Annotated in this window: 18 protein-coding genes and 3 pseudogenes; 11 read left to right on the top strand and 10 right to left on the bottom strand. The window is 44.6% G+C overall.

Going from position 1 to position 23,717, the window contains the following annotated elements; genetic code table 11:
• Positions 1 to 400: 400 nt before the first annotated feature.
• The 5 genes from RIG27_RS26830 to RIG27_RS26810 form a co-directional block, all read right to left on the bottom strand.
• The gene (locus tag RIG27_RS26830) at positions 401 to 1,768 is read right to left on the bottom strand and encodes a sensor histidine kinase (RefSeq protein WP_446350231.1); all 1,368 of its coding nucleotides are present in this window, start codon (positions 1,766 to 1,768) and stop codon (positions 401 to 403) included.
• A 208-nt stretch (positions 1,769 to 1,976) separates the two neighbouring features.
• Positions 1,977 to 2,933 carry a lysylphosphatidylglycerol synthase transmembrane domain-containing protein gene (locus tag RIG27_RS26825; RefSeq protein ID WP_446350230.1) on the bottom strand — a complete coding sequence of 319 codons (957 nt, stop codon included), beginning with the start codon at positions 2,931 to 2,933 and terminating at the stop codon, positions 1,977 to 1,979.
• Between the two features lie 114 nt (positions 2,934 to 3,047).
• Entirely contained in the window at positions 3,048 to 4,640 is a 1,593-nt protein-coding gene (locus tag RIG27_RS26820; protein WP_446350232.1) for a hypothetical protein, read from the bottom strand.
• A 263-nt stretch (positions 4,641 to 4,903) separates the two neighbouring features.
• The gene (locus tag RIG27_RS26815) at positions 4,904 to 5,857 is read right to left on the bottom strand and encodes a glycosyltransferase family 2 protein (protein ID WP_446345601.1); all 954 of its coding nucleotides are present in this window, start codon (positions 5,855 to 5,857) and stop codon (positions 4,904 to 4,906) included.
• Between the two features lie 167 nt (positions 5,858 to 6,024).
• Complete coding sequence (locus tag RIG27_RS26810; protein WP_446350229.1) at positions 6,025 to 7,521, bottom strand: hypothetical protein; 1,497 nt, start codon at positions 7,519 to 7,521, stop codon at positions 6,025 to 6,027.
• A 214-nt stretch (positions 7,522 to 7,735) separates the two neighbouring features.
• On the opposite strand from RIG27_RS26810, the gene RIG27_RS26805 reads away from it, so the two are divergent.
• From RIG27_RS26805 to RIG27_RS26785, 5 genes are all read left to right on the top strand, one after another.
• Positions 7,736 to 8,620, top strand: coding sequence for an NAD(P)-dependent oxidoreductase (locus tag RIG27_RS26805; protein WP_446350228.1), 885 nt, complete (start codon positions 7,736 to 7,738; stop codon positions 8,618 to 8,620).
• 147 nt (positions 8,621 to 8,767) lie between these two features.
• Complete coding sequence (locus RIG27_RS26800) at positions 8,768 to 10,114, top strand: FAD-binding oxidoreductase (protein ID WP_446350227.1); 1,347 nt, start codon at positions 8,768 to 8,770, stop codon at positions 10,112 to 10,114.
• A gap of 73 nt (positions 10,115 to 10,187) precedes the next feature.
• Positions 10,188 to 10,346, top strand: a complete 159-nt coding sequence (locus tag RIG27_RS26795) for a hypothetical protein (RefSeq protein ID WP_006102782.1) — start codon at positions 10,188 to 10,190, stop codon at positions 10,344 to 10,346.
• Positions 10,347 to 10,844: 498 nt separating this feature from the next.
• Positions 10,845 to 11,648: a creatininase family protein gene (locus tag RIG27_RS26790; protein WP_446350226.1), complete on the top strand. Its 804-nt coding sequence runs from the start codon at positions 10,845 to 10,847 to the stop codon at positions 11,646 to 11,648.
• Positions 11,649 to 11,817: 169 nt separating this feature from the next.
• Positions 11,818 to 12,267, top strand: a complete 450-nt coding sequence (locus RIG27_RS26785) for a DUF29 family protein (RefSeq protein WP_446350225.1) — start codon at positions 11,818 to 11,820, stop codon at positions 12,265 to 12,267.
• Between the two features lie 346 nt (positions 12,268 to 12,613).
• On the opposite strand, the gene RIG27_RS26780 is transcribed toward RIG27_RS26785, so the two are convergent.
• Entirely contained in the window at positions 12,614 to 13,243 is a 630-nt protein-coding gene (locus tag RIG27_RS26780) for a type I restriction endonuclease (protein ID WP_446350224.1), read from the bottom strand.
• A gap of 236 nt (positions 13,244 to 13,479) precedes the next feature.
• Here RIG27_RS26780 and murJ point away from each other — a divergent pair, with 236 nt between their 5' ends.
• The 4 genes from murJ to RIG27_RS26760 all read left to right on the top strand — a co-directional run bounded on the left by murJ (position 13,480) and on the right by RIG27_RS26760 (position 18,551).
• Complete coding sequence (murJ, locus tag RIG27_RS26775) at positions 13,480 to 15,078, top strand: murein biosynthesis integral membrane protein MurJ (protein WP_446350223.1); 1,599 nt, start codon at positions 13,480 to 13,482, stop codon at positions 15,076 to 15,078.
• A gap of 162 nt (positions 15,079 to 15,240) precedes the next feature.
• A complete protein-coding gene (locus RIG27_RS26770; RefSeq protein WP_446350222.1) occupies positions 15,241 to 16,353 on the top strand; it encodes an AI-2E family transporter in 1,113 nt (370 codons plus the stop codon).
• A gap of 7 nt (positions 16,354 to 16,360) precedes the next feature.
• Entirely contained in the window at positions 16,361 to 18,043 is a 1,683-nt protein-coding gene (locus RIG27_RS26765) for a mechanosensitive ion channel family protein (RefSeq protein WP_446350221.1), read from the top strand.
• A 193-nt stretch (positions 18,044 to 18,236) separates the two neighbouring features.
• Positions 18,237 to 18,551, top strand: coding sequence for a (2Fe-2S) ferredoxin domain-containing protein (locus RIG27_RS26760; protein ID WP_446350220.1), 315 nt, complete (start codon positions 18,237 to 18,239; stop codon positions 18,549 to 18,551).
• Between the two features lie 54 nt (positions 18,552 to 18,605).
• On the opposite strand, the pseudogene RIG27_RS26755 reads toward RIG27_RS26760, so the two are convergent.
• The 3 pseudogenes from RIG27_RS26755 to RIG27_RS26745 form a co-directional block, all read right to left on the bottom strand.
• Positions 18,606 to 18,823 (bottom strand): annotated as a pseudogene (locus RIG27_RS26755) (RRXRR domain-containing protein); the annotation flags it as partial.
• Positions 18,824 to 18,856: 33 nt separating this feature from the next.
• Positions 18,857 to 18,949 (bottom strand): annotated as a pseudogene (locus RIG27_RS26750) (DNA-binding response regulator); the annotation flags it as partial.
• A gap of 101 nt (positions 18,950 to 19,050) precedes the next feature.
• Positions 19,051 to 19,131 (bottom strand): annotated as a pseudogene (locus RIG27_RS26745) (DNA-binding response regulator); the annotation flags it as partial.
• A gap of 408 nt (positions 19,132 to 19,539) precedes the next feature.
• On the opposite strand from RIG27_RS26745, the gene RIG27_RS26740 reads away from it, so the two are divergent.
• Positions 19,540 to 20,076 carry a CPBP family glutamic-type intramembrane protease gene (locus RIG27_RS26740; protein WP_446350219.1) on the top strand — a complete coding sequence of 179 codons (537 nt, stop codon included), beginning with the start codon at positions 19,540 to 19,542 and terminating at the stop codon, positions 20,074 to 20,076.
• Between the two features lie 11 nt (positions 20,077 to 20,087).
• Here the strand turns inward: RIG27_RS26740 and RIG27_RS26735 are convergent, their stop codons facing one another.
• The gene (locus RIG27_RS26735; protein ID WP_446350218.1) at positions 20,088 to 22,127 is read right to left on the bottom strand and encodes a protein kinase domain-containing protein; all 2,040 of its coding nucleotides are present in this window, start codon (positions 22,125 to 22,127) and stop codon (positions 20,088 to 20,090) included.
• A gap of 155 nt (positions 22,128 to 22,282) precedes the next feature.
• On the opposite strand from RIG27_RS26735, the gene RIG27_RS26730 reads away from it, so the two are divergent.
• Positions 22,283 to 23,080, top strand: a complete 798-nt coding sequence (locus RIG27_RS26730; RefSeq protein ID WP_446350217.1) for an HAD family hydrolase — start codon at positions 22,283 to 22,285, stop codon at positions 23,078 to 23,080.
• Positions 23,081 to 23,717 lie beyond the last annotated feature (637 nt).

The raw sequence follows: 23,717 nt of genomic DNA, 5'->3' as shown, positions 1-23,717 counted from the left end.
AATACCTCAAACCTCTATATGAGTAGTGCTGTTACTCTTAACTCCAGTAGGTAGACTAGCTTAAAATCTGCGAAAGTCTTGCGGTGAGATAATCCGAGAGTAATTTCAAGGGGAAATTTCCCCTTAAGTTGACACCAATGGATATTATCGTGCCCCTACAGGTAGCTCAATCTTCAGTTTACTGGAAGAAGCCGATAGGTTTTCTCGCCAAGCTTTTTCTATTTCTCGGCGTGTAAATTGGATCACGTTACCCTTTAACGCTACAGTCAATCACTCCAATTTTAGTCTAGTTTACTGTGGTTTGAGCAACAGGCAGCAGTTTTTTTGTTAAAGAGTTAAACAGGGAATAGGGCATGATCAAAAATGAGGAGATTAATTCACGCGCCATGCCCAAGTCAACTCAAATCGGAATTTCAATCACAAACTCTGTTCCTTGACCCGGTGTGGAATTACAGGTAAACGTTCCGCCATGTTTTTCAACAATGATTTGATGGCTAATTGACAATCCTAAACCCGTACCTTTCCCCGGAGGTTTAGTGGTAAAAAAAGGTTCAAAGATTCGCTGTTTGAGTTCGTCATCTATTCCGGGTCCGTTATCTTTAATGCGAATAACCGCACACGCCCCAGATTTCCCATTATCAATTAATTCTGTGCGAATCCAGATGGATGGGGTTATAGTTTGCTCACTGTCCCCATTAGCGGGTTGAGAACGCATATCTTTTAGGGCATCAATTGCATTGCACAGCACATTCATAAATACCTGATTTAACCCACAAGAATAACAAGTGACTAAAGGCAGTTTGCTATAATCCTTGAACACTTTAATTTCTGGCTTGTTTCCTTTGGATTTTAAACGATAGTAGAGCATGACTAGGGTGCTATCTAGCCCTTGGTGAATATCTATCGATTGCTCTTCGTTTCCTCCCGATAGAGTTTTGAGGGAATAAACAAGTTGGCGCAGACGTTCAGCCCCCATTTGCATAGATGACAGGGTTTTTGGAAAATCTTTGAGGAGAAAATCTAGATCAATTTCTTCGGCTTCCTGTTGAATTTCCGGCGCAGGTTGGGGGTTATATTTGTGGTAGAGTTGGAGTAACTTTAATAAGTCTGTGGTATATTGTTGAGCATGGGGAAAATTGTTACATAAGAAATTAACCGGATTATTAATTTCGTGGGCAACTCCAGCTAACAATTTGCCTAAGGTAGAAAGATGTTCTTTTTCGATCAACTGCTGTTGCGTCTGGCGCAGTTGATTTAATGTCTCCTCCAGTTGTTCGGCTTGGGCTTTGTATTTTGCTTGGGATCGCCGCAAGGATTCTTCGGTCACTTTGCGCTGGGTAATATCTGTGACGAACCCTTCATAATAGAGTAATTTCCCTTCCTGATCGCGCACCGCCCTAGCATTCTCACAAATCCAGATGATCTGCCCATCTTTTCGATACACCTGGGATTCAAAGTCTGTGACTGAATCGTGCGATCGCAGTTTCTCAATAAAGTCCCGGCGTCGATTCGGATTGACATAGAGTTGTTGTCCAATATCGGTTAAAGTTTCCAATAGTTCCGCTGGGGATGCATAACCATAAATCTTTACCAGCGCTGGATTGCAGTCGATAAAATGCCCGTCTGGAGTTGTTTGAAAGATGCCCTCGACGGCCCCCTCAAACATACTACGATACTTCTTTAGGGCTAACTCCATATCTTGACGTTCTGGAATTTGATCCGCTAATTCCTCATTCAACGCTTGTAACTGCCGAGTTTGCTTAGCCAAAGTAGCAGAAAAGGGTTTGTCTGACTCCGACCAATCAGGTTGACTGTTCAGTAAACGGTCGCTGCTGGGAAGTAACATGGGCGCGTTGCTAAGCTTATATGGGCATCAATACTAGCTTCTAGGATTCGGATCACGTTATCAGTGATATGTAGTCCGCAATACTGGTGATTTCAATCACTAAATTGAGTGAGATGAGTCACGTTAAGCGCTAATTCTCTTGACTGCCCTTGATTGTACGGACTGTTGCTAAAAATTGACTCAGGAACGGTAACCCGCCAATGGCAGGTAAAAAGTAACGCGAGGTACATAGCAATCCCAAGGCGGCGGCGGTTGCGGGGTCTAAATAGTCCTGATAAAACAAGACTAATGCGGCATCGCGTGTACCAACTCCGGCAAAGGTTAGAGGTAATAATCCGGCTAAAATGGCGAGGGGAGACAAGGCGAGATTGACTAGAAATGGAGTCGTCGCCTTCAGTGCTAGGATAAAAAACCAAATTTGCAATAAGTGTAAAAACCAAATAAAAATCGACGTTCCGGTAATTTTCAGAAGCTGACTTTGGTCGCGCCAAAAATAGTCATGCATATCGCCCCAAGAGCCTTGCATTGTTTCTAATTTGGAACGCATTTTTTTTTGGGCAATCTTGCGAGCCACGATAAAGAAAAAATAAGCAAATTTTCGAGACGCCAAGAGACAAATTCCCAAGATTAAACCCACGCCCACCGCCATCGTCATCAGCCAAAATAGCCAATCTTTCGGTTCATAGAGTAATAAACCAAAAACACACCACAACAGCAGGGATAACAGATCACAAGCTTTTTCAAAAATCACCAGTGATAACGAAAGAGTCCCACTTAAATGACCGCGCTGTTTCATGAAATAAGCTTTGGCAATATCCCCCATTTTAGATGGCAGCACCATATTTAAGACACTTGCCGCTAAGATTAACCGATTTGCCTCAAAAAAGCCCAAGCGAGATCCACTGGGCATGAGTTGTTGCAACCGCCAAGAGGTGAATAACGTCAGGGGAACAACCATTCCCAAGCTGACAGGCATCCAGACGCGATCGCTATTTTGAAAAACGGCAACGAGTTCGGGAAAATCGATTTTTGAGTAAATCACTGCCAGGATAATTAGGCTGACGGCGATTGAAATTAGTCGTTTCATAAATTAGTCATTAGTCATTAGTCATTAGTCATTAGTCATTTGTCATTAGTCATTAGTCATTTGTCATTAGTCATTTGTCACCGAACAGTGAACTTAGACTCATGATTCCTACTTTTAAAATTTTCGCTCTAATCGCAGCCATTCATAAGCATCTAGTTTCTTCACCTGATTTGTTAAATCTAACCAGGGCTGTAATTGTCCCCGTTGAAACGTGCGACTCATCACCACATAAATCGAAGTTTGATCGCCACCAATTCCGGCAGCGACTACCTCTTTCCAGGACTGAGCTTGCAATTCATCGGTGATATGCCACTGTCCATTTTTCCACTCAATCAAGCGACGGAAGTGGAACGGAGCGTTTTGCTTGCCTGTAATTAGCATTTTTTGTAAGAGTTTGCGGATTAAGTTGGGGAAGAAGCGACCCACTGTGAGCATGACGACTCGCAAGATTAGTAAATTTGTGGGGGTCATTTGTTTCTGTTTTGCCCACCCCAACTCTCCTTCAATCATAATTTCATTTTCCTCAACTTTGACTTGATAGGTATCAACTAAATGACCTACAGCATTTTTTATCTTTTTACCCGTTACAATTTGCAATGAGAATTGAGTGTCAGATGCGACTAAACGCTTGTCCTGAAACAGTTTAAATACTCCCCCTTTGTTTAACGCTAAATACAGTTCCGTATTTTGGCGACGGTCAATTAAAACTTGTGCTTCCTTAAACCAAACTCGACCGGGAGAACGGGGAGTGGGTTCAGGTCGGGTTGACACAAAATTGCGCCATGCGAGAAGATAATTCCAGGTATGGTGACCAATAATGTGATCGTCAGCATAGCAAGGAGCCAGTCCATTTGCCAGTCCCACCAGGACGCGATCGTTAATTTCTAGGGCTTGGGGATACCATTGTCCCACCAGTTCAAAACCATGGGGAAAGAAATTGTACGTATTGCGACTCGTATATTCTCCCCCATAAGAGCCATCCGGATGCACAAATTCTGCGGCTAAATTAACTGCTTTGATTAATGCTTCTTTCAGCCGGGGATCAGGTCTGAGTTGATAAATCCGCGCTAAACACGAAATCGTTAACGTATGGTAACCGGGATCACAACCTTCGTACTCAATAAACCAACCTTCGGGGTTTTGCCAGGATAATACCTGTTCTAAACGTTGTACTCTAGCTCTATCCCATTGGGTTGCTTGTAATAGATTAGACAGTAAGTCTAGACACAAAACAATTAACGCTTGGTGATTCGTAAGGCGTCCACTTTCTTGATGATGGGCTAGCCAATCGGCTCGTTGTTCAAAAAACGTTAAAGCAATTGGATTATTTAACCCTAATTCTTGATAACTGTCAATACAGGCAAGTAGGGAAAATGCCGCTGCGCCTCCGGCGCGTTCAAAAGGGAAATAATCATCGCAAGACCCATCAGGATGGGCGCTTTTAGCCGCATAAAGAATCCCGGCTTCCACCCAATCTTGAATCGCTGGTTGTTGGTAGAAATGGTTATCGGATAACTGGGTATTATATGCTAATGCTAGAGGCAGAACAAACTCCTGCGCCATACCACTGGGGAAATCGATAATTTTATACTGCCAGAAGTTGCGGTCAAAACAGCCGTAGGTGGGACTGTGCGGGTTGCGGTCTAGCAGGGTAAGAAGTTTGGGGATTTGGGCAAGGGCTTCGCGGGCAAACAGGTCTTTATTCATTGTCATTTGTCATTTGGTTATTTGTTTGTTATAGTCGCTTTTCGAGAAACAAGCTACGTCTTTCGTCATCTTCTCTGTTTCCTCAAACTCATATCTTGCACCTGTCTCAATAAGGCAATTTTATATAGGGTGGGCAAGAATGATAAACGTGGAAACGTTTCTATTATCGTTGGTTGCTCTTGCCCACCTCACGGTAACTTGGGATTTATTATCCGTGCTGCAATATGTGAGTAAAAGCATTTTCCGCTGCCTTTTTTGATGATTCATACTTGATTTTTCCGGTAATCTTCAATATCAGCGCGTCGCCGCCGCAGTTGGATATCTTCTAGAAGCTTGCGATTCACCGCCATCAAGTCAGCAATTAATCCAAACATCCACAGTTGAAAGCCAATCAGAATTAAAATGGCGGCGACAATTAAGCTAGGCGCACGACTTCTATCCGGATCAAAGACCACCAACCAACGCACGCACAGAATCAACCCTAAACCGAAAGGAAGCGTCCCCATAACAATGAAGAACTGGAGCGGTTGATAGGTCAGGAAAATGCGAATAATCGTAAGAATGGAGCGCTGGATATAAGCGGGAATACTCTTAACTAAACGGGACGGGCGCAGGAAATCATTGGTTCTAATTGGCACCGAAGCAATGGCGATGTTTTTCTGTCCCGCCTGAATAATCATTTCTAGGGTATACGTATATTGGCTAAAGACATTCAGTTGCAGCGCCGCATTCCGACTGATGGCGCGGAAGCCACTGGGAGCGTCCGGGATATTGGTTTTACTCGCGATTCGGACTACCCAGCTTCCTAATTTTTGTAAAAACTTTTTGGCAGGAGAAAAGTGCTTAATTTGCTGGATGGGTCTAGCACCTATGACAATTTCTGCCTGACCCTGTAAAATAGGTTCGATTAGTTTGGGGATGTCTGCCGCACAGTATTGATTATCGGCATCCGTATTCACAATAATATCGGCTCCCGCCTTTAAACAGGCTTCTATCCCTGCCATAAACCCCTTGGCTAAACCCTGATTATGATCAAAGTTGACAATATGGTCAACGCCACAGGCTTTGGCAACTTCAACCGTTTGGTCGATACTACCATCATTGATAATCAGCCACTCTACTGTATCGACTCCAGGGACTTGGCGGGGGAGTTCGGACAGGGTTAGCCCTAGGGTAGCTTCTTCGTTATAACAAGGAATTTGAATGATTAATTTCATTGCACTGATTGCCAAAACAGTTGAATCACAACATTAAAATACCGCTTTTTTCTGACAACTAAGTACCTAGAATAAATTCTGTACGTTATTTGACCGTGCGAAGTATATTTGGTATTTTTCTGGAAACATTCTGCCCTCTGCCCTCTGCCTTGTTGCAACTATTCCGTTTATGCTTTGGCTCTAGCTTGCAGCCAGCCCCAACGCAACACCCAAACGCCTGCTCCAATCAACAGGGCGGCTAAAAGTCCACCCACCCAAATCGGGATACCAACAGCAGGCAATACCCACCACCATACCGCCACGATATGTAACAGTTGAGCGCTAGTCATTTGGTCACCGGGCGGTGGTTCTCCAACTTGCCCTAGGACATCTCGAATATTTGTACTTAAGGCACTGCTAACCTGGCGATAGGCAGCCCCCCAAGCATTAAATAGAGGAGCATAGCTGGGCGAATCCCATAAGGCTCTGGCTCGATTGATATACCCTCCATCAAGGGCTTCAGCATAGTAGCGTTGAAAATACGATACCAGGGTCGGGGCATTGGCAAGGAACCCGAGTACCGTCAAACCAATTAACCACTTCCACCACCTTTTCCCAATCAGTGCGACTAGCGCCATCAATCCTGGAAGTGCGGGAACTAAAAATCGGGGTCCCCAACTCCAGCCGCCAAATTCCCACAAGGAATGGAGTAGCCAATACCCACCGAATATACCCACAATGGCTAAGGCTTCTAGGGGTTTAGTTTTGAGAGCCTTGCGAAACCCAATAATTGCCAGAATGGTTGGTGGACAGTACCAGATTAACCCTCCCCCTGCGCCGGGACTCAAGATCAAACCGATGAATCGTGCTAGCATTCCATCCAGGGTAAATTTCGAGGCATTTTGTCCACTGGATAGTAAACCACCAAATCGCAGGTAGTTATACGCCATGAACAGCATAAACCCCATAATTGTACCTAGCAGGGGACCGATCGCATTCCGCAGGGGATACCGCTTGAGCAGGAGATAGGCGGACAACACTGGTCCAATGACAATACCCGCAGGTTTTGCGGTCAAGGCTAAACCGGAAAGTATACTCGCACCTGCATGTTCACGACTGGTTTTTCCCAGAGCGAGATAGAGGCTGGATGCAGTTATAAAAGAGAGGAGGGGTTCAGCAAAGAACTCTCGCGAATAGACCAAGGCTGTCGTACCTAAGGCAAAACATAAGGCGGCTAAGTACGCACCCGTTCGACTGCTTCCCAAGCGCAATGCTAACAAAGCGACCAGTGATGTGGTTAAAGCGGTTAATAAGACAGATACAACTAAGGCACAAACCGCCGATGAATAGTTTGTCGGTATATTGAACCAGTGACCTAATGCAAGTCCAACAGCAACAAAGGGTGTGGCAATAATCGGTAATAAGGGATATCGAATTGAGTAATATTGCCCATCGCGACCTAAGACTCCGGAACCGGGCGGCACGCTAAAATCAAATTCGGTAACTAATGACTTGGAAACATGCAGCATGTCATTGCCATCAAAGCCCCAAATCCCCGGTTTGAGAAATGCCAGATAAATTAGCGCGATGCCAATGGATAGGGCGAACGCCATTTTCCCAACCTGTTGATGCGCGAGTTGTCGCTCTTGAAGGGTGGAATCTTGAATCTCGCTGGGATTTACCATAGTATTTCTAAAGTATTCTGGTTATTTTTATAGATTATTTTCGATTACTTGGGCTTACCCAGTACTGCTTATTTCCTGTCGCTTTTCTGGCAAACCAACTCCAGGATTGGCGTGAGACTGAGACTCGCCGATTTTCTCTCAAGAGATTCTAGTATGACAAAGGCATGACACCAAGAGCAACTTATCAGAAGCACAGACAATGGAGTCAACAGATATGAATCAACAGATTGCCTTTATCGGACTTGGCGTCATGGGAGGACCTATGGCAGCAAATTTGGCGCTAGGGGATTACCCAGTTAAGGCATGGAATCGAACCCCTAACCGTCCAGGTGTGGAGATAGCTGCTCAGGCGGGGGTAACGGTGGTGTCTTCGATTCGGGAGGCTGTCGCATCAGCTGATATTGTCTTTTCCTGTGTCAGTGATGTTCCTGATGTTAAAGAGGTGCTTCTGGGAGCGGGAGGGGTTGCCGAATCCGCTCGTCCAGGTACGCTGGTGATTGATACCAGTACGATTGGTCCAGAGGCGGCGCGTGAAATAGGGACGCAACTGCAACAGCATGACTTGCGCTTTTTGGATGCGCCCATTTCGGGGGGTGATATTGGGGCAAAAAATGGCACACTGACGATTATGGTTGGCGGAGAGGCTAAAGATTTTGAGCAAAGCAAACCGTTGTTGGAGATTTTAGGCAAAACCATTCGTCTGTGTGGTCCGATGGGGAGTGGTCAAGCGGTTAAACTGTGTAACCAGGTTTTGGCGGCGGTTCATGCGGTGGCGTTGTGTGAGGCGATGCAGTTGGCACAGCAGCAGGATATTGACCCGAACTTAATTGTAGAGGTTTGCAGTATGGGGGCGGCTGGTTCTTGGGCGCTGTCGAATTTGGGACCGAAAATTGCGGCGTCGGATTTCCAACCGGGTTTTATGATTAAGCATATCCTTAAGGATTTAAGATTGGTAGCCGAAACCTTAAATTCATCGCCTCAGGAATTGCCAGGGGTGGAACTTGCTGACCGTCTGTTTAAGATGGTTCAAGAGTTTGATAGTGGTAAAGGAGGGGAACAGGGGACTCAGGCGATGATTCGCGCTTATCACAAGTCCTAGTTCAAGAAAGCAGAAGGTTCCACAATTTGTAGGGGCGGGTTTAGCCACTAAATTAGATATTCACCGATAAATAAACAACAAAACCCGCCCTCCCCATCGATAAATAAACTTATCATTCGTTGTTATTGTTCCCATCCTTAACCAGCAATGACCTCAACTCCTGCCCAATCCTTTGACTGGAATGCCTTAGCCTCGGAATTCGCGGGGATAGAAACGATTACTGAACCGACTCAGGTGGCTAAGTTATCTCTGGACTATTACCATTTCAGTCCGGTGCTGCAACTGCTGTTAGGGGATAAGCGAGGGAATCTGGTGGTACGCCCTCGGACAGAATCTGAAATTATACAGGTGGCGCGAATTTGTGTCAAGCACAAAGTCCCCCTGACGATTCGAGGTGCGGGAACCGGGAATTATGGACAATGTATTCCGCTGTACGGTGGCGTGATTTTGGATACTACCCGGATGAATGGAATTCGTTGGATTAAACCGGGTAAGACTTGTGTGGAACCGGGGGTGAAGTTAGCGGCGTTTGATAAACAGGCGCGGGAAATTGGCTGGGAATGGCGGATGGTGCCTTCAACGTACCGCAGTGCAACAATTGGTGGCTTTATTGGGGGCGGAAGTGGGGGAATTGGTTCAATTAACTATGGGCAATTGCGCGATCGCGGTAATCTTTTGGCGGTGCGTGTGGTTACACTGGAGGACGAACCCCGTGTGATTGAGTTACGGGGAGATGATGTGCAGAAGGTGAATCACGCTTATGGCACGAATGGGATTATTACGGAGTTGGAAGTTCCCCTCGCCCCAGCTTATGCCTGGATAGAGGTAATTGTTGTGTTCGATAACTTTATCACTGCTGCCGAGTTTGGTCAGGCTTTAGGTGATGCAGATGGGTTGGTGAAAAAGTTGATTAGTATTCATGCTCATCCCATCCCAACCTATTTTAGTGGATTGAAGTCATACCTACCGGATGGAAAGTCCTGTGCTTTATTAATGATAGCGGAGTCTTGTTTAGAACCGTTTCAGGAATTAGTGCGGGAGTATGGCGGGGAAATTACTTATCAAAAATCTGCCCAAGAGGGGAGTAAAGGCACAAGTTTAGCTGAGTTTACCTGGAATCATACCACATTACATGCCCGGAGTCTTGACCCAACATTGACGTATTTGCAAACTTTCTTTTTTACATTAGAACGGGTGGAGCAATTGTATGATCATTTCGGCGATGAAGTGATGATGCATTTAGAGTTTCTGCGGGTGAATGGTCAAGCAATTCCAGCCGGATTGCAACTGGTTCGCTACACCACGGAAGAACGGTTAAATGAGATTATTCGCTATCACAAAGAACAGGGGGCGTTTATTGCCAATCCCCATACTTATATTCTGGAAGATGGGGGACGTAAGACAATTGATGTGGAACAGGTGCAGTTTAAGGCACAGGTTGATCCGTATGGGTTGATGAATCCGGGTAAAATGCGAGGATGGGAGGAGCGATAAGAGAGTTCTTATCAATAATCATACATGACCGATTTTGCTAAAATAGTTATACGTTAGGTGGAAAAGAAAATTTATGACTTACTACATCAAAACTCAATTGCGTGGTTTTATTGGTGTTGGACTGATTATTGTCAGTTTAACACTAACCTTTGGTAGAGAAGGTATGAGGCAAAGGTTAATCTGTCAAATTCCTGGCTACAATATTCAACCTGAGTGCCAAATCAAACCCTAAAAATGCCAGTTCAATAATCGCATCATCTACTACAATTCAGTCAATTATAAGATTGGCTAATTCTACCTATATAAGGGCGGGTTTTGTTATTCCGTTATCGGTGAGGAGGGCGGGTTTTGTTGTTTCGTTATTGATGGGGAGGGCGGGTTTTGTTGTTCCGTTAGTGGTGAGGAGGGCGGGTTTTGTTGTTCCGTTATCGGTGAGGAGGGCGGGTTTTGTTGTTCCGTTAGTGGTGAGGAGCTGAATTTAGTCCCTAAACCCGCCCCTACAAATGTCCCTAAACCCGCCCCTACAAATGTCCCTAAACCCGCCCCTACAATTGTCCCTAAGCCAGCCCCTACAATTGTGCCTAAACCCTCCCCTACATTATCTATGGATTTGGATTATATTATTTTCGTTGAAACGGGGAGCATTTCCTTGTTTATTACAACCTTATTCCTTTTCTTATGCTATCTGCCTTATAGTTGAATTGGACGAATTTAGAAGCCAAATACTAAAATGCACAGTTTTATTCCCCCAGAACGCTTCTTTCCTTATCTTACCTGGAAAGATATCCAAACTATGCCAGATAAGGAAAATGTGGTGATTATTCAACCTGTTGGCGCGATTGAACAACATGGTCATCATTTGCCCTTAATTGTTGATTCGGCGATTGGTGTCGGGGTTCTGGGTAAAGCCCTCGCTGAACTGGAACCGAATATCCCGGCTTATGCGTTGCCAAATTTATTTTACGGTAAATCGAATGAACATTGGCATTTTCCCGGTACGATTACCCTCAGCGCCCAAACGTTGCTGGCGGTGTTAATGGAGATGGCGGATAGTATTTATCGGGCGGGATTCCGAAAGTTAGTGTTGATGAATTCCCATGGGGGACAACCCCAGGTGATGGAAATTGCGGCGCGGGATATTCATCAAAAGTATGGGGATTTTATGGTGTTTCCGCTGTTTACTTGGCGAGTTCCTAATATGGCAAAGGAGTTAATTTCAGCTAAGGAGTTGGAGTTGGGAATTCATGCGGGAGATGCGGAAACGAGTTTGATGTTATCTCTATTACCGGAACAGGTGAAAATGGAACAGGCGGTGGCTGAATATCCCCACGGGTTACCGGAGGATAGTTTATTAAGTATGGAAGGGAAGTTACCCTTTGCGTGGTTGACGCGAGAGTTGAGTCAGAGTGGCACATTGGGTGATCCCACACCCGCAACGAAGGAAAAAGGCGATCGCATCCTAGAGTCGTTGGTATCGGGTTGGGTACGGGTAATCCAGGATATCTATCAGTTTCGCCAACCTCAGAGTAAGTAAGGGAATGTGCGATCGCGAATAATCCAGGTAAGGTATCTACCGAGATGGAAACTTATTATTGGTCAATTGTCTGAGATAACAGTGCAGTATCTCCTGAAGTGCGCCAAGAGATTGAAAACACTTTCTTATTACCCATTGCCGAAATTGACAAACGGAGGAATAAAAGCGAATGGAAGAACTCATAACCTTAAAGGAATTTATCCAGCAAGGCAAAATTCCGGAAGCATTGGAACTTGTTGAAGAATTAGAGGAGATGAGCAAATCCGATAAACTCAATAAAATATTTAGCTATGGCATCATTCTATTATTGCATCTAATTAAAAAAGTTGCTGAAAATCGCACCACTAAATCCTGGCAGGTTTCTATATTCAATTCAGTTAAGCAAATTCAACGAACGAATCGACGCCATAAAGCTAAAGGGACTTATTTAACCGAAGACGAATTACGGGAAACTTTACAGGATGCTTATGAGTCAGCCCTGAGAAATGCAGCCCTAGAAGCGTTCGAGGGAACCTATGAAGCTGAAGAAATCGATGCCATGGTTAACCGGGAAGAAATTATTGAAATGGCAATGGATTTGATTCTAGAACGTCAATCGACTGATGGAACATCAGAATAGTAACACGAAGTCGCGATATCAAATGATGGGAAAGGGCGACCCAAGTCAATTGAGTGGACTACAATTGTTCATTAGTGCAAGCGGGTCGCCCCTACATGATTAATACAGGTGTTTTTTCTAGGGTTTGTAGTCAGGGCTTTAGCCTAAGCATTTATCGGTTCAAAACTCAACAAAATAGCGAGCGAGACGCTCACACTACAACGATTCTCTATTGCCTATTGTCACCACTACTGAATTTAGTTGTCTTTAGACAAATTGAGATTTGATCTTTGGGTTTGAACCCAAGGCGGTAAGACAGCGACAGGTGCAAAATGTTAGTCATAACAAATACAAAAATCCGCGATCGCTACCTTGTCGCCAACGCCGCTAACCTCTGTAAAATCTGAAGGACAGGATATAACTCATTCTCTGGTCGATATAGAGAGAACTCTGTGGAAAAGGTATATTGGGGTATTTCACCGAACAATACTTTAATGAACATAAAATGACTACCATTCGTGACTAATCCAAAAGTGGGTTGCTCAGTATTTGGATTTGCCATCATGTAAAATAGGGTTTGCGCTGTTGCATCTTTTAGAGCAAATCCGGCTTGTTTTGACTCAACAACTGCAACCCATATTTGTTGCTGTAACAGCAGGATATCAATTCGCCCCCAAACCGTTCTTTCTCTAGTCTCTATCGCTACATCTACCCGTTTTTCCAAGACTGGATGTAGCGGAGGACGGTAAAATCCTGCGAGTGATAGTAGGGGCGAAAGTACCACCATTTTTACCAAATCTTCTAACATCGGATATTTGTTGAGATAGAGGAACTCTGTTTTGACCCGATCTAAGGTTTGCTTTTCTAAATCGTTGAGTTCTGATAAATTGTCCTGTGCTTCAGGGAAGAAAGTGGAATCGTCTAGAACTTGCCGAAGATTGAATTGGTTTTCAACCTGTGCCAGTGTTAGTTCATGGGCGGGGATAACTTGTGTCATTGCTGCTGTCAGTGTTATTCAAGAAAACGATTACCTTATGTAACACCTTACATACAATTGGCTGAGCCTTGATTGGTGAAAGATTGGAGTTAAGGCACAGAAGCGTCTGTGCGGGCAGATTAGATTACTGTAACTCCAGAGGTGCAAGTGTTGGTGGATAATTAGTGAGATTTACCTGAAGCGTGTGACCCGATTCAGGATTAAATAGGATAAGTCACCAAAAATAGTAACCTTTTGTGTCTGACAAGTCTAAACCGTCTCGTTCCCTTGCCGGAATTGCCTCGATTGTGGCAATTGCCACACTGATTAGTAAAATTTTTGGCTTAATCCGTGAACAAGCGATCGCGGCGGCGTTTGGTGTAGGTCCGGTGGTGAATGCTTATGCCTACGCTTACGTGATTCCGGGCTTTCTGCTGATTTTACTGGGTGGGATAAATGGTCCGTTTCACAGCGCCTTGGTGAGTGTGCTGGCAAAACGGGATAAGTCGGAAGCCGCCCCTCTGGTGGAAACGGTGACGACTCTGGTGAGTGGGATATTATTGCTGGTGACGATTATCCTAATTCTATTTGCGCCCACGTTTATCGATATCCTCGCCCCTGGATTAGAGGAAACCGCGCGATCGCTTGCAGTGCAACAATTGCAAATTATGGCACCGTTGGCGGTTCTGGCGGGGTTGATTGGCATTGGTTTCGGAACGCTGAATGCTTCGGATCAATATTGGTTACCCAGTGTTAGCCCGTTATTTTCCAGTTTGGCGGTGATTGGGGGTTTAGGGATATTGGCACTCTACTCTGGCGGACAAGTTAATAACGCTGAGTATATCCGCCTGGGTAGTATTATTTTAGCCGTGGGTACTCTAGCTGGGGCAATTTGGCAGTGGGTGATGCAACTGATTGCCCAGTCGCGATCGGGAATGGGGCGATTACGGTTGCGGTTTAATTGGAAACTTCCAGGGGTGAGGCAGGTGATGCGGGTGATGGCACCAGCGACGCTATCTTCTGGGATGTTACATATTAATGTGTATACCGATCTATTTTTCGCCTCGTTTATCCCTAATGCAGCGGCGGCGATGCGCTATTCCAATTTTATTGTGCTGACGCCTCTGGGGATTATTTCTAATATGATATTGGTGCCGATGCTGCCTGTGTTTTCCCGGTTAGCCGCACCAGAGAATTGGGTGGAGTTGAAGGTGCGAATTCGTCAGGGATTACTGCTTACGGCTTTGACAATGTTACCCCTGACGGCGATTTTTATCTCTCTATCCGTGCCGATTGTTCGGGTAATTTATGAACGCTATGCCTTTGGTGCAGAGGCTTCTCAGATTGTTGCCCCGGTACTAATGGCGTATGGGTTGGGGATGTTCTTTTATTTAGCACGGGATGTTTTGGTGCGGGTATTTTATGCCTTGGGGGATGGGGAGACGCCATTTCGGATTAGTATTGCCAATATCTTTATTAATGGGTTGCTAGATTATTTGTTGGTGAATGCCTTTGCCACACCGGGTTTAGTTTTTGCTACGATTGGCGTCAATATTATTTCTATGGGCTGGCTATTGTGGGTGCTGAATCGGCGGCTACATGGTTTACCGTTAGGGGAATGGGGGATAGCGCTGGTGGGTTTGGCGGGGAGTAGTTTTGTGGCAGGATTGGGCTGTTGGGGGGTGAGTTGGGGCTGGCAAGAGGTTGTGGGGAGTGAGAATTTCCTGCTGCAAGTTTTGCAACTGAGTTTGGCGATATCTGTGGCGTTGGGGATTTTTGCGGTTTTGGTTGCTCGGTTGAAGTTACCGGAAGTGGATATTTTGGTGAGTCGTTTGCGTCAAAAGTTGGGGAAATGAACAGCCCAGGTTTTATCATTTCAGGTTGCCTTGTCGGTGTACCAAGTTGCAACAGGGCGATGATTAAAAGCCTTAGACTTAGAGAGAACGTTCTGGAATGAATCCGCTTTAACATTATTATATTTATTGTTTGTCAACAGTCTTTTAAGCTAAACCATTGCCATGTCTGAACGGCGGATTGCAATTTCCATTCAAAATATCCTGCTCATTACCGCTACAGTTTTGCTGCTGCTGCTGCTGTGGCAACTCAGTAGTCTGTTGGTGATCCTGATGATTGCGGTGGTTCTCGCCGCCACCTTAGCCCCGATCATCAATAGCGCCCAACAGTTGGGAATTCCTCGCTGGTTAGCTGTTCTCCTGGTCTATTTAGGCTTACTAACCATTTTAGTTGGAGTCGGAGTGTTAATTGGACCAACCGTGGCACAGCAAATCCAGCGCCTGTTTCGCCGACTCCCTGACTATCTAGAAGTGTTAGAATCCTTAATCGACCGTTTGGCAGTGCGCCTGGGGATTAGCGAACCCATCATTAGCCAAATTTTTGATACCCAAACCCTCACCAATTGGGCAATTCGTTCCAGTCAACAACTCGTTGTCCGATCTTATGGGGTAACGCGGGGGTTTCTGGGTGGTATTCTCAGTGTGATTCTGGCTTTATTTCTATCGGGCTATATGCTATCCGGTGCGGAACGCTTAATTAAAGGGATTGTGAGTTTATTCCCGAAACCCTGGGATGATCGCTTGGCGGCGCAGGTTAAGCCAGTGAGTCGGCGCATGGGTAATTATATCCAGGGACGAGTGTTAGTTTCCGGGATTTTAGGAATTGCAATTACCATTGGGTTAAAAGTTTTGGGGATTACTGAATTTGCTTTAGGTTTAGGTGTGATTGCCGGGGGAACCAATCTGATTCCTTTTTTTGGTCCCGTGTTGGGGGCGATTCCGGCGTTGATTGTGGCAATTGCCCAAGGAGGGTGGACTTTTTTATGGGTATTTCTCCTGTTTGTGATTATTCAAAATGTGGAAACATACTTGCTTGATCCTCTTTTAGTCGGTTCTTCGGTGAGAGTTCATCCCTTGTATCAATTGTTGGCGGTGGTTGGTGGCGCACAGGTGTTGGGAATTATTGGGGCGTTAATTGTTCCCCCTTGGATAGCTGGGGCGTCTGTTTTGTTAGAGAATCTCTACCTGCAACCCAAACGACTGGCGGAACAGCAAGCCGCAGCACTATCACCACCATCTAGGGAAGAAACTCAAAGCACTCTATCGATGAAAGGTTAACATTAATATGAAGTTCGTTTCTTTTGTCAGGGTGCGAATTGTCCGGACGCTAGTTGTGGCATTTGTGGTTGGTTGTTTACTAGCTGTTTTACCCAGTTTAGCTCAAACTAATTTCAATCAAACTAATTCCATTCAAACTAATTCTGCAGCACCGATTATGCTGGATGGGCGTAAGATTTTTGAAGTGACTCCATCTGAACAATACAGCGCCCAAGAACGAGCTGAGTATGTGAATCAAGTTCTCCAAGAATTGGTGGAAACGGCGGAAAGTCCTATAAGTGTTGAACTCACTTCTAAAGATAAAATACCCGTAATTGAGATTGATGGGCAGCATTTAGTTTCTGTAACGTCAGACGATACACCAGAAGGAAGAAGTCCTCAAGAACAGGCAGAATTTTGGCGAAAAAAACTGCAAACGGTTATTCAAAAGGCTCAATATGAGCGCACACCAATCTATTTGATTCAAGCCATCCTGCTCTCAATTGGTTGCGTATTACTGGCGATCGCATTGAGTTGGCTACTCGGTAAGCTTTGGTGTGATTGGCTGAAACCTCAGTTGGATAAAGAGGCGGCGGAGTCAGCCACCCTAGAGGGAACGAAACAGGCGAACAGCCCCAAATTCGCTGGACAAGTTCTTCTGACACTCATCCGGTGTGCTATCTGGGTGTATGCACTGATTTATATCACCACCCAGTTTCGCCAAACCCGAGAATTAAGTCGCATCGTTACCGATACAATAATTGCCAGCTTAACCTCAGACATGATTCCCTTAGGAGATAACTCCTATTCGGTGTTGAATTTATTAATTCTCATCGGCTTATTTGTCGGGTTAATCATCCTGGCAAAAGTGATCAAACAAGGGTTGCGATCGCGGATTTTACGGTTCACGGGTTTGAGTCGTGCAGCACAGGAAACCATTGCGATTATTTTCAATTATGCCTTTATTTTTATCAGCAGCCTTGTCTTATTACAGTTATGGGGGTTAGATATTAGTTCCCTCACGGTATTTGCTGGTGTGTTGGGGGTGGGTATTGGCTTAGGATTGCAGGGAATTGCTAAAGAGTTTATTAGCGGCTTGGTTTTAATCTTTGAACGTCCTATTCAAGTTGGCGATTTCGTCGATGTGGGCGGATTGATGGGAACAGTAGAATATATTAGTGTTCGCAGTACCGAAATCAGAACATTAGATGATGTTTCCATTATTATTCCTAATTCCAGATTTTTGGAATCGGAGGTGATTAACTGGTCGCATCACAGTGCAGTATCCCGACTAAATATACCTGTGGGCGTGGCGTATGGCTCAAACCTAAAGACGGTTAGGTCGGCTTTGATTGATGCGGCAAAAGAACATAGTGATGTTCTACCTCAACCCACACCCAGAGTCTTTTTTAAGGGATTTGGTGATAGTTCTCTCGATTTTGATTTGTTGGTTTGGATTAGTGAACCTCGCAAGCAGTTCCAAATTAAGAGTGATCTTTATTTTCGGATTGAGGTAATTCTCCGTCATCGCGGTGTAGAAATCCCCTTCCCGCAACGGGATCTTCATGTTCGTTCAGGTAGTTTACCGGTCGATATTTCTCCGCAATTAGTGGAATCATTAGCACAACTATCCCAGCGTTTGGCAAAGTGGCTAGATCAACAACCCACGGTTAGTCCACCGCCGGATGGTAATGGTCATGGTAAACATTAACTGTCATTTGTTGGTTTTTGATGAGGCAATTCTACAGGACAAGGTAGCTTACTGCTTCTAAAAAAAATCTGGATACAGTTTGATTACAGCTACCCATCCCAGTTTTAGCTTACTTGAGCTTTCAGCCGGAAATTTATTTCCCGGCTATACTTGTAAAATAAAAAAGAACAGGTAAAACTCAACTTAATCATCCGTGGCAACCGAATCCTCCAATCACACACCCAAGCAAGTTCTAGTTTGTCAACATCGTTCCTGTCAAGCCGAAGGTTCAGCCGATGTCTTGGCGGCGTTTGAGGAAGTGGCTGAGGATACAGACTTTAAGATTAAAGGAACAGATTGCCAAGGACAATGTAGTTGTGGTCCTACGGTGCGAGTTGTACCCGAAGAAACCTGGTATTATCGGGTTCAACCCAGTGATGTCCGCCGGATTGTGAAACAACACCTGAAAGAAGGTAAGCCAGTTGACGAAAAGCTGAATCCTCGGATTCATCGGCGGTTTAGCTTTTAAGATTATTCGCGCAACACATAACCGACACCCCGAACCGTTTGCACCAAGCACTTTTCACCATCGCTTTACCTCGTGGGACTCCGACCTCAACGAAGTAGGTCGGAGGGGGATAGAGGTCAAACCGCGCCACTCACTTCGACTTCGCTCAGTGTGGTAAGGGTTGACAACCCAACTGTTGACACCAGTCCGGTGTTTTGTTGTAACAATTGGACTTTGTTGGCGGTAAACCTCCCTATTCGCTTCCAGTTAGCGTCACTGACGGAAACTTGGGTAAGCCAAGGTATTGCCGCAAGGTTGAAGTGTACCGGTAGCATCCAGTCGAGAATTAGCAAATCCGGCTGAGATTCCCGCGCTGTCGCTAAACCCGCGAACCCATCCGGCGCCACGCTGACTTGATACAGCGCTTTGCGCTGTAATAAAGTACAGTAAATAAAAGTCCCCCTTTTTAAGGGGGATGCGAGGGGGATCGACAATGTACCGCATAGCAGAGCAAACTGCTGTATCCTTCATATTGCAGTTCCAGTTCGATAAACTTGGCGAGTTTTGCCTCATCTTCCACAACTAAGATATGGTGCGTCATTGCTTGGAGATTCTGAAAATACAAGAATTTTAATTAATTTAAAGCTACCCCAATCCAAAATAACAGAATACTTGCCTAGAGGAGATTATAGTTATTTTGTGACTCCCTTTCAAGGAGTACATCTTCAAAGCGACTCCTGCAAAGACTTGTGATTCGATGCACTCTTTGGAGCGCTATTTTTTCCCAAGTAGTATTATCGCTGTTGACTTCTAAGTCCCAATAGGGTTACGGGCTTGAAATAATCACCGCGATAGCCTAAAGTGACCATAAGCTCTGATGGTGTAATCACCACCAAAAACCTAATCGCTACAAGTTTGCTAAAAAAAGAGGATCAGCAATCAAAGGAGAAAACTGTAACGAGTGTCCGACTACTTAGATATCAATAGTATCCCAAAATTTACAATATAGATGAATTGGCTGGAAAGAATTTACCACAAAGTCATCTCGGCTCTACTGACTGTACCGACTCTGGAGAGTTGGCTCATTACAGTTTTGCTGTTATTGTTCATTGCTTTAACTTGTTTGCCCATAGGATTTCAATCTGGGCTTTTAGACGTTAGAATTTTGCATTTATCTTTTCTAGGCATTGTCAAGGTTTTAGTGAGTCGTTTCTTTTTCCCCTGTTTTGCCGAAGAGCTGCTATTTCGCGTACTACCACTTCCCAGCAAAACCAGTAATAGTCCAATAAAAAGCCAATTAATTATGGCTTTTATCAGCATAGTTGTTTATGTGGTAGCTCATCCTATCTTTGCCTTTTTAGTTTACAAAAAAGCTTTCGGAATTTTCACTAATTCCGGCTTTCTGTTGTCAACGCTAATTTTAGGAATAACCTTGACAATTTCCTACTGGCACTCTCGCTCAATCTGGCCTCCTGTTGTGATTCATTGGATTGTTGTTGTCGTTTGGCTACTTATATTCGATGGATATTCAAAATTAGATTTATAGTGTCTGGAATACTATTCCAATTTCGGTACGCGCCAGAGTTTAATTGTTTTATCTGCACTCCCACTAACTAAGGTTTCTCCATCTGGGCTAATCGCGATAGAATTAACAGAACTTAAATGACCCTTTAGTGTGCGAATTAATTGTCCTGTGGCAAGATGCCAGAGTTTAATCGTCTTATCTGCACTCCCACTGGCTAAAACTTGACCATCTGGACTAATTTCTAAAGCATTCACAAAACTTGAATGTCCTGTCATTGTGCGAATTTCTCGTCCTGTGGCTAAATTCCAAAGTTTAATCGTTTTATCCGCACTCCCACTGACTAACGTTTTCCCATCTGCACTAATTTCCAAAGCGTTGACTGAACTTGAATGCCCGGTTAGCGTGCGAATTAATTGTCCTGTGGCTAAATCCCAAAGTTTAATCGTCTTATCCGCACTCCCACTGACTAACATTTTCCCATCTGGGCTAATTTCCAGGTAATTCACTGAACTTGAATGTCCGGTTAGCGTGCGAATTAATTGTCCTGTGGCTAAATTCCAAAGTTTAATCGTCTTATCCGCACTCCCACTGATTAACATCTTGCCATCCGGACTAATTACTAAATAATTGACAAAACTGGAATGCCCAGATAAGATTTTATTTTTTTCTGGAGTAACCAGATTCCAAACCTGAATGTTCTTATCGCCACTTCCCGTAACCAGTTTATCCCAGTCCGAATTAATTGCAAAGTAATTAACAGGCTTGGTATATCCTGTAAGTTTGCGAATTTCTTGACCTGAAGCTAGATGCCAAAATCGGATAGTTTTATCCGCATTGCCACTCACTACTATCTCTCCATCTGGACTAATCACTAGGTAATTAATATAACTGGCATTGGCATTGATTGTTTGAGCCAGTTCGATAGACTGATAGGCAGCAATTTCAGGCAAAACCTGAGGTTCTATTTGTTTCACCTGATAAACTCCAACGCTAACGACTAACCCTAAAGTCCCTAACCAAAGCCATTTGTTTTGAGCGATTAAATGTTTACGTTTAGAAAGTTTAGAAATTATTCCCGATTCCGCTTGCGGCAACGTTACTGTTTGCATTTTTGTCTGACTGGGTAATTGCGGAGACGAAGATAGGGGAGTGGAAATAGACGATGATGAAATAGTGGCTAATTCATCGATAATGTCCTGAGTTGTCTTATGCCGAGTCGCTGCTGTCGGTGACATTAGCTTGTCAATTAGGTCTGCCAATGGGAATGAGAGTCCAGAAACCTGTTCGCGCCAATTACAGCGATCAGTTAATGGGTCATAGATACTCGGATCAGTTACCGATTTTGCGGTTAACAAATAGACAAAGGTTCGACCCAACGCATAGAAATCGGATTGAGGAACCGCATGACCTTTTTCTTGTTCCGGTGGTGTGTAACCCGCCGAACTAATTCTGGTAACATTCCCCGCACCACCCACTTGCGCTAAGTAGGTATAGGTTAATTCTCTAGCTGTCCCAAAATCTATCAACACCAATTGACCCGTGGGGCGCAGCATGATATTTTCGGGTTTAATATCTCGATGGAAATAGTTTTTTCGATGAACCAAATTTAAAATTTCAACCAGTTGTTTTAGCCAATTCAATGCCTGGGATGCGGAAATGGGATGATTCCCCTGTTGTCGCATCCACTGCTTTAAATTGAGTCCATCAATTTTTTCCATGATGATACAGTGCAAAGGTTCTCCATCTTGAGGAATAACCTGAAAATATCCATCGGACTCAACTTGAGGAATACCGGGATGATTAAGCTGACTTAATACGGCGGCTTCTTGTTGAAATAATTCGATAACCTTAGGATTGGTATTATGCTTAGGTTTGAGAACTTTTAATAGTTTTGGATTAGCCCCTTTGTAGGCTTCATACACCATCCCGAAGCCACTGGTATCGCTGAGGAGACGCATCACTTGGTAGCGCCCTTGAAGTAACAACAATGAGCCACAATTGCGACAAATTCGATTGTTGAGGTTCCCTGGATCACTGGGTTCAGGACACCTGGGGTTGATACAGTAGCTCATATCTCGCTACAGCCATGTCACGAAGGGTCTTTCCCTGATCTTAGAATGAGGATAAAGAAGCTGGGGAATATTCCTCCACGAACGATTAAAACCTGTATCGAAACTGCTAGAATGTAAATAAATTTTTCAAAAAAAGCCGAATTGAGTAAACTTTTATGAGTGGTGTGACTGCCGACGACTGGCAATCACCGCCGTGCGATCGCTCCCACAGAAATAGTCCCTCTGTAGCGCCACTGACGGTTTTCTGCGACTTCGACGGACCGATTGTCGATGTCTCTAAGCGCTATTACACCACCTACAAGCTAGCGCTGGCTGATACTTGGTCTGCCTATCAAGCCCAAGGAATCACGTTACCGATTCAACAGCTTAACCAACCGCAGTTTTGGCAGATGAAGCAGGATCGGGTGGCGGATGAAGAAATTGCCCTATGTTCTGGTGTACAAGGGGAACAATTTGAGTTTTTCTTAGCACGAGTATTAGAAATTGTCAATCAACCCTTGCTGGTACATCTGGATAAGCTGCAACCTGGGGTGCGTTGGGCATTAGCCAGACTCCATTCTCAAGGTATCCGGCTGGTATTGGTGACGTTGCGGTGTCAGGAACAAGCGACACAAATTTTAAGAAATTACGGGTTGACTCGTCTGTTTAGTGGGATTTATGGCACTTACGACGATCAAGCCGCCTATCGAAATAATGTTGAACTTAAGCAACAACTTTTAGCACAAGCCTTAACCGAACAGGTTTATTTTTCGCTACAGCCGCAATCAGCCTGGATGATTGGTGACACGGAAGCAGATCTCCTCGCCGCCCAAGCGGTGTATATTCCCACCATTGCCCTGACTTGTGGGATTCGTTCCTATCGTTATCTCCAGCAATTCCAACCCACTCACACTTGCTATGATTTGTTGACGGCGGCTGATTATATTTTGGACAGGATGAAGCGTGAAAACTAAGTCATTGGTTATTTGTCATTAGCGTTCAGCCATCTCGAACCCTTCATTACAAAACTTCATGAGCGTGCCGTTTACATTTGTCCGACTACTTAGGCTTTAACACTTTATTTATAAACCTTTTGGCTGTTCACCCCTTCTTGTAAGTAATCACTATACAATTTACTTAAAGAAAATTTATAGAAAAATCAACAAAAAACGTTTACAGTCTAGCTTGCCATGGTAATCTAAGCTATACCAACCTGTAGGGTCACGGCACTGCTCATGGGTGTCAACTTAAGCCACATTACCCACGATAGGATACTGGGTGTGGGGTATGGGGTGTGGGGTGTGGGGGAAAGCGAGCAATTTTGGCTCACTATGTATTAAAGTTTCCTGTTTGGAAAAAACGTGGATGAATAGGTGAGGTGAATGGTGGTAGGTATGAGGTTTTTTAGCCGACAACAGACAATTCCATCCCGACACCCGACAGACAATTCCATCCCGACACCCGACACCCGACACCCGACACCCGACACCCGACACCCGACACCCTTGCTCAACCGAGCTTTCGCTCTACATTGCTAGTGTAGTATAAAACTGGGATAGAGTTGTATAACTTATCGGTTATGTATGCGTGCGTCTCGCAACTTTTTTAGTT

Origin of the sequence: Coleofasciculus sp. F4-SAH-05 (genome assembly GCF_040222985.1) — a bacterium.
Lineage (GTDB): Bacteria > Cyanobacteriota > Cyanobacteriia > Cyanobacteriales > Coleofasciculaceae > Coleofasciculus > Coleofasciculus chthonoplastes.
The sequence above is the reverse complement of the archived record's forward strand: the minus strand, read 5'-3'. Positions and strand labels throughout refer to the sequence as shown.

Bases quoted from the DNA above. Each gene is read 5' to 3' on its own strand.
- RIG27_RS26825 (WP_446350230.1), bottom strand. From the start codon at position 2,933: ATGAAACGACTAATTTCAATCGCCGTCAGCCTAATTATCCTGGCAGTG.
- RIG27_RS26820 (WP_446350232.1), bottom strand. From the start codon at position 4,640: ATGAATAAAGACCTGTTTGCCCGCGAAGCCCTTGCCCAAATCCCCAAA.
- RIG27_RS26815 (WP_446345601.1), bottom strand. From the start codon at position 5,857: ATGAAATTAATCATTCAAATTCCTTGTTATAACGAAGAAGCTACCCTA.
- RIG27_RS26810 (WP_446350229.1), bottom strand. From the start codon at position 7,521: ATGGTAAATCCCAGCGAGATTCAAGATTCCACCCTTCAAGAGCGACAA.
- RIG27_RS26805 (WP_446350228.1), top strand. From the start codon at position 7,736: ATGAATCAACAGATTGCCTTTATCGGACTTGGCGTCATGGGAGGACCT.
- RIG27_RS26800 (WP_446350227.1), top strand. From the start codon at position 8,768: ATGACCTCAACTCCTGCCCAATCCTTTGACTGGAATGCCTTAGCCTCG.
- RIG27_RS26795 (WP_006102782.1), top strand. From the start codon at position 10,188: ATGACTTACTACATCAAAACTCAATTGCGTGGTTTTATTGGTGTTGGA.
- RIG27_RS26790 (WP_446350226.1), top strand. From the start codon at position 10,845: ATGCACAGTTTTATTCCCCCAGAACGCTTCTTTCCTTATCTTACCTGG.
- RIG27_RS26785 (WP_446350225.1), top strand. From the start codon at position 11,818: ATGGAAGAACTCATAACCTTAAAGGAATTTATCCAGCAAGGCAAAATT.
- RIG27_RS26780 (WP_446350224.1), bottom strand. From the start codon at position 13,243: ATGACACAAGTTATCCCCGCCCATGAACTAACACTGGCACAGGTTGAA.
- RIG27_RS26770 (WP_446350222.1), top strand. From the start codon at position 15,241: ATGTCTGAACGGCGGATTGCAATTTCCATTCAAAATATCCTGCTCATT.
- RIG27_RS26765 (WP_446350221.1), top strand. From the start codon at position 16,361: ATGAAGTTCGTTTCTTTTGTCAGGGTGCGAATTGTCCGGACGCTAGTT.
- RIG27_RS26740 (WP_446350219.1), top strand. From the start codon at position 19,540: ATGAATTGGCTGGAAAGAATTTACCACAAAGTCATCTCGGCTCTACTG.
- RIG27_RS26735 (WP_446350218.1), bottom strand. From the start codon at position 22,127: ATGAGCTACTGTATCAACCCCAGGTGTCCTGAACCCAGTGATCCAGGG.
- RIG27_RS26730 (WP_446350217.1), top strand. From the start codon at position 22,283: ATGAGTGGTGTGACTGCCGACGACTGGCAATCACCGCCGTGCGATCGC.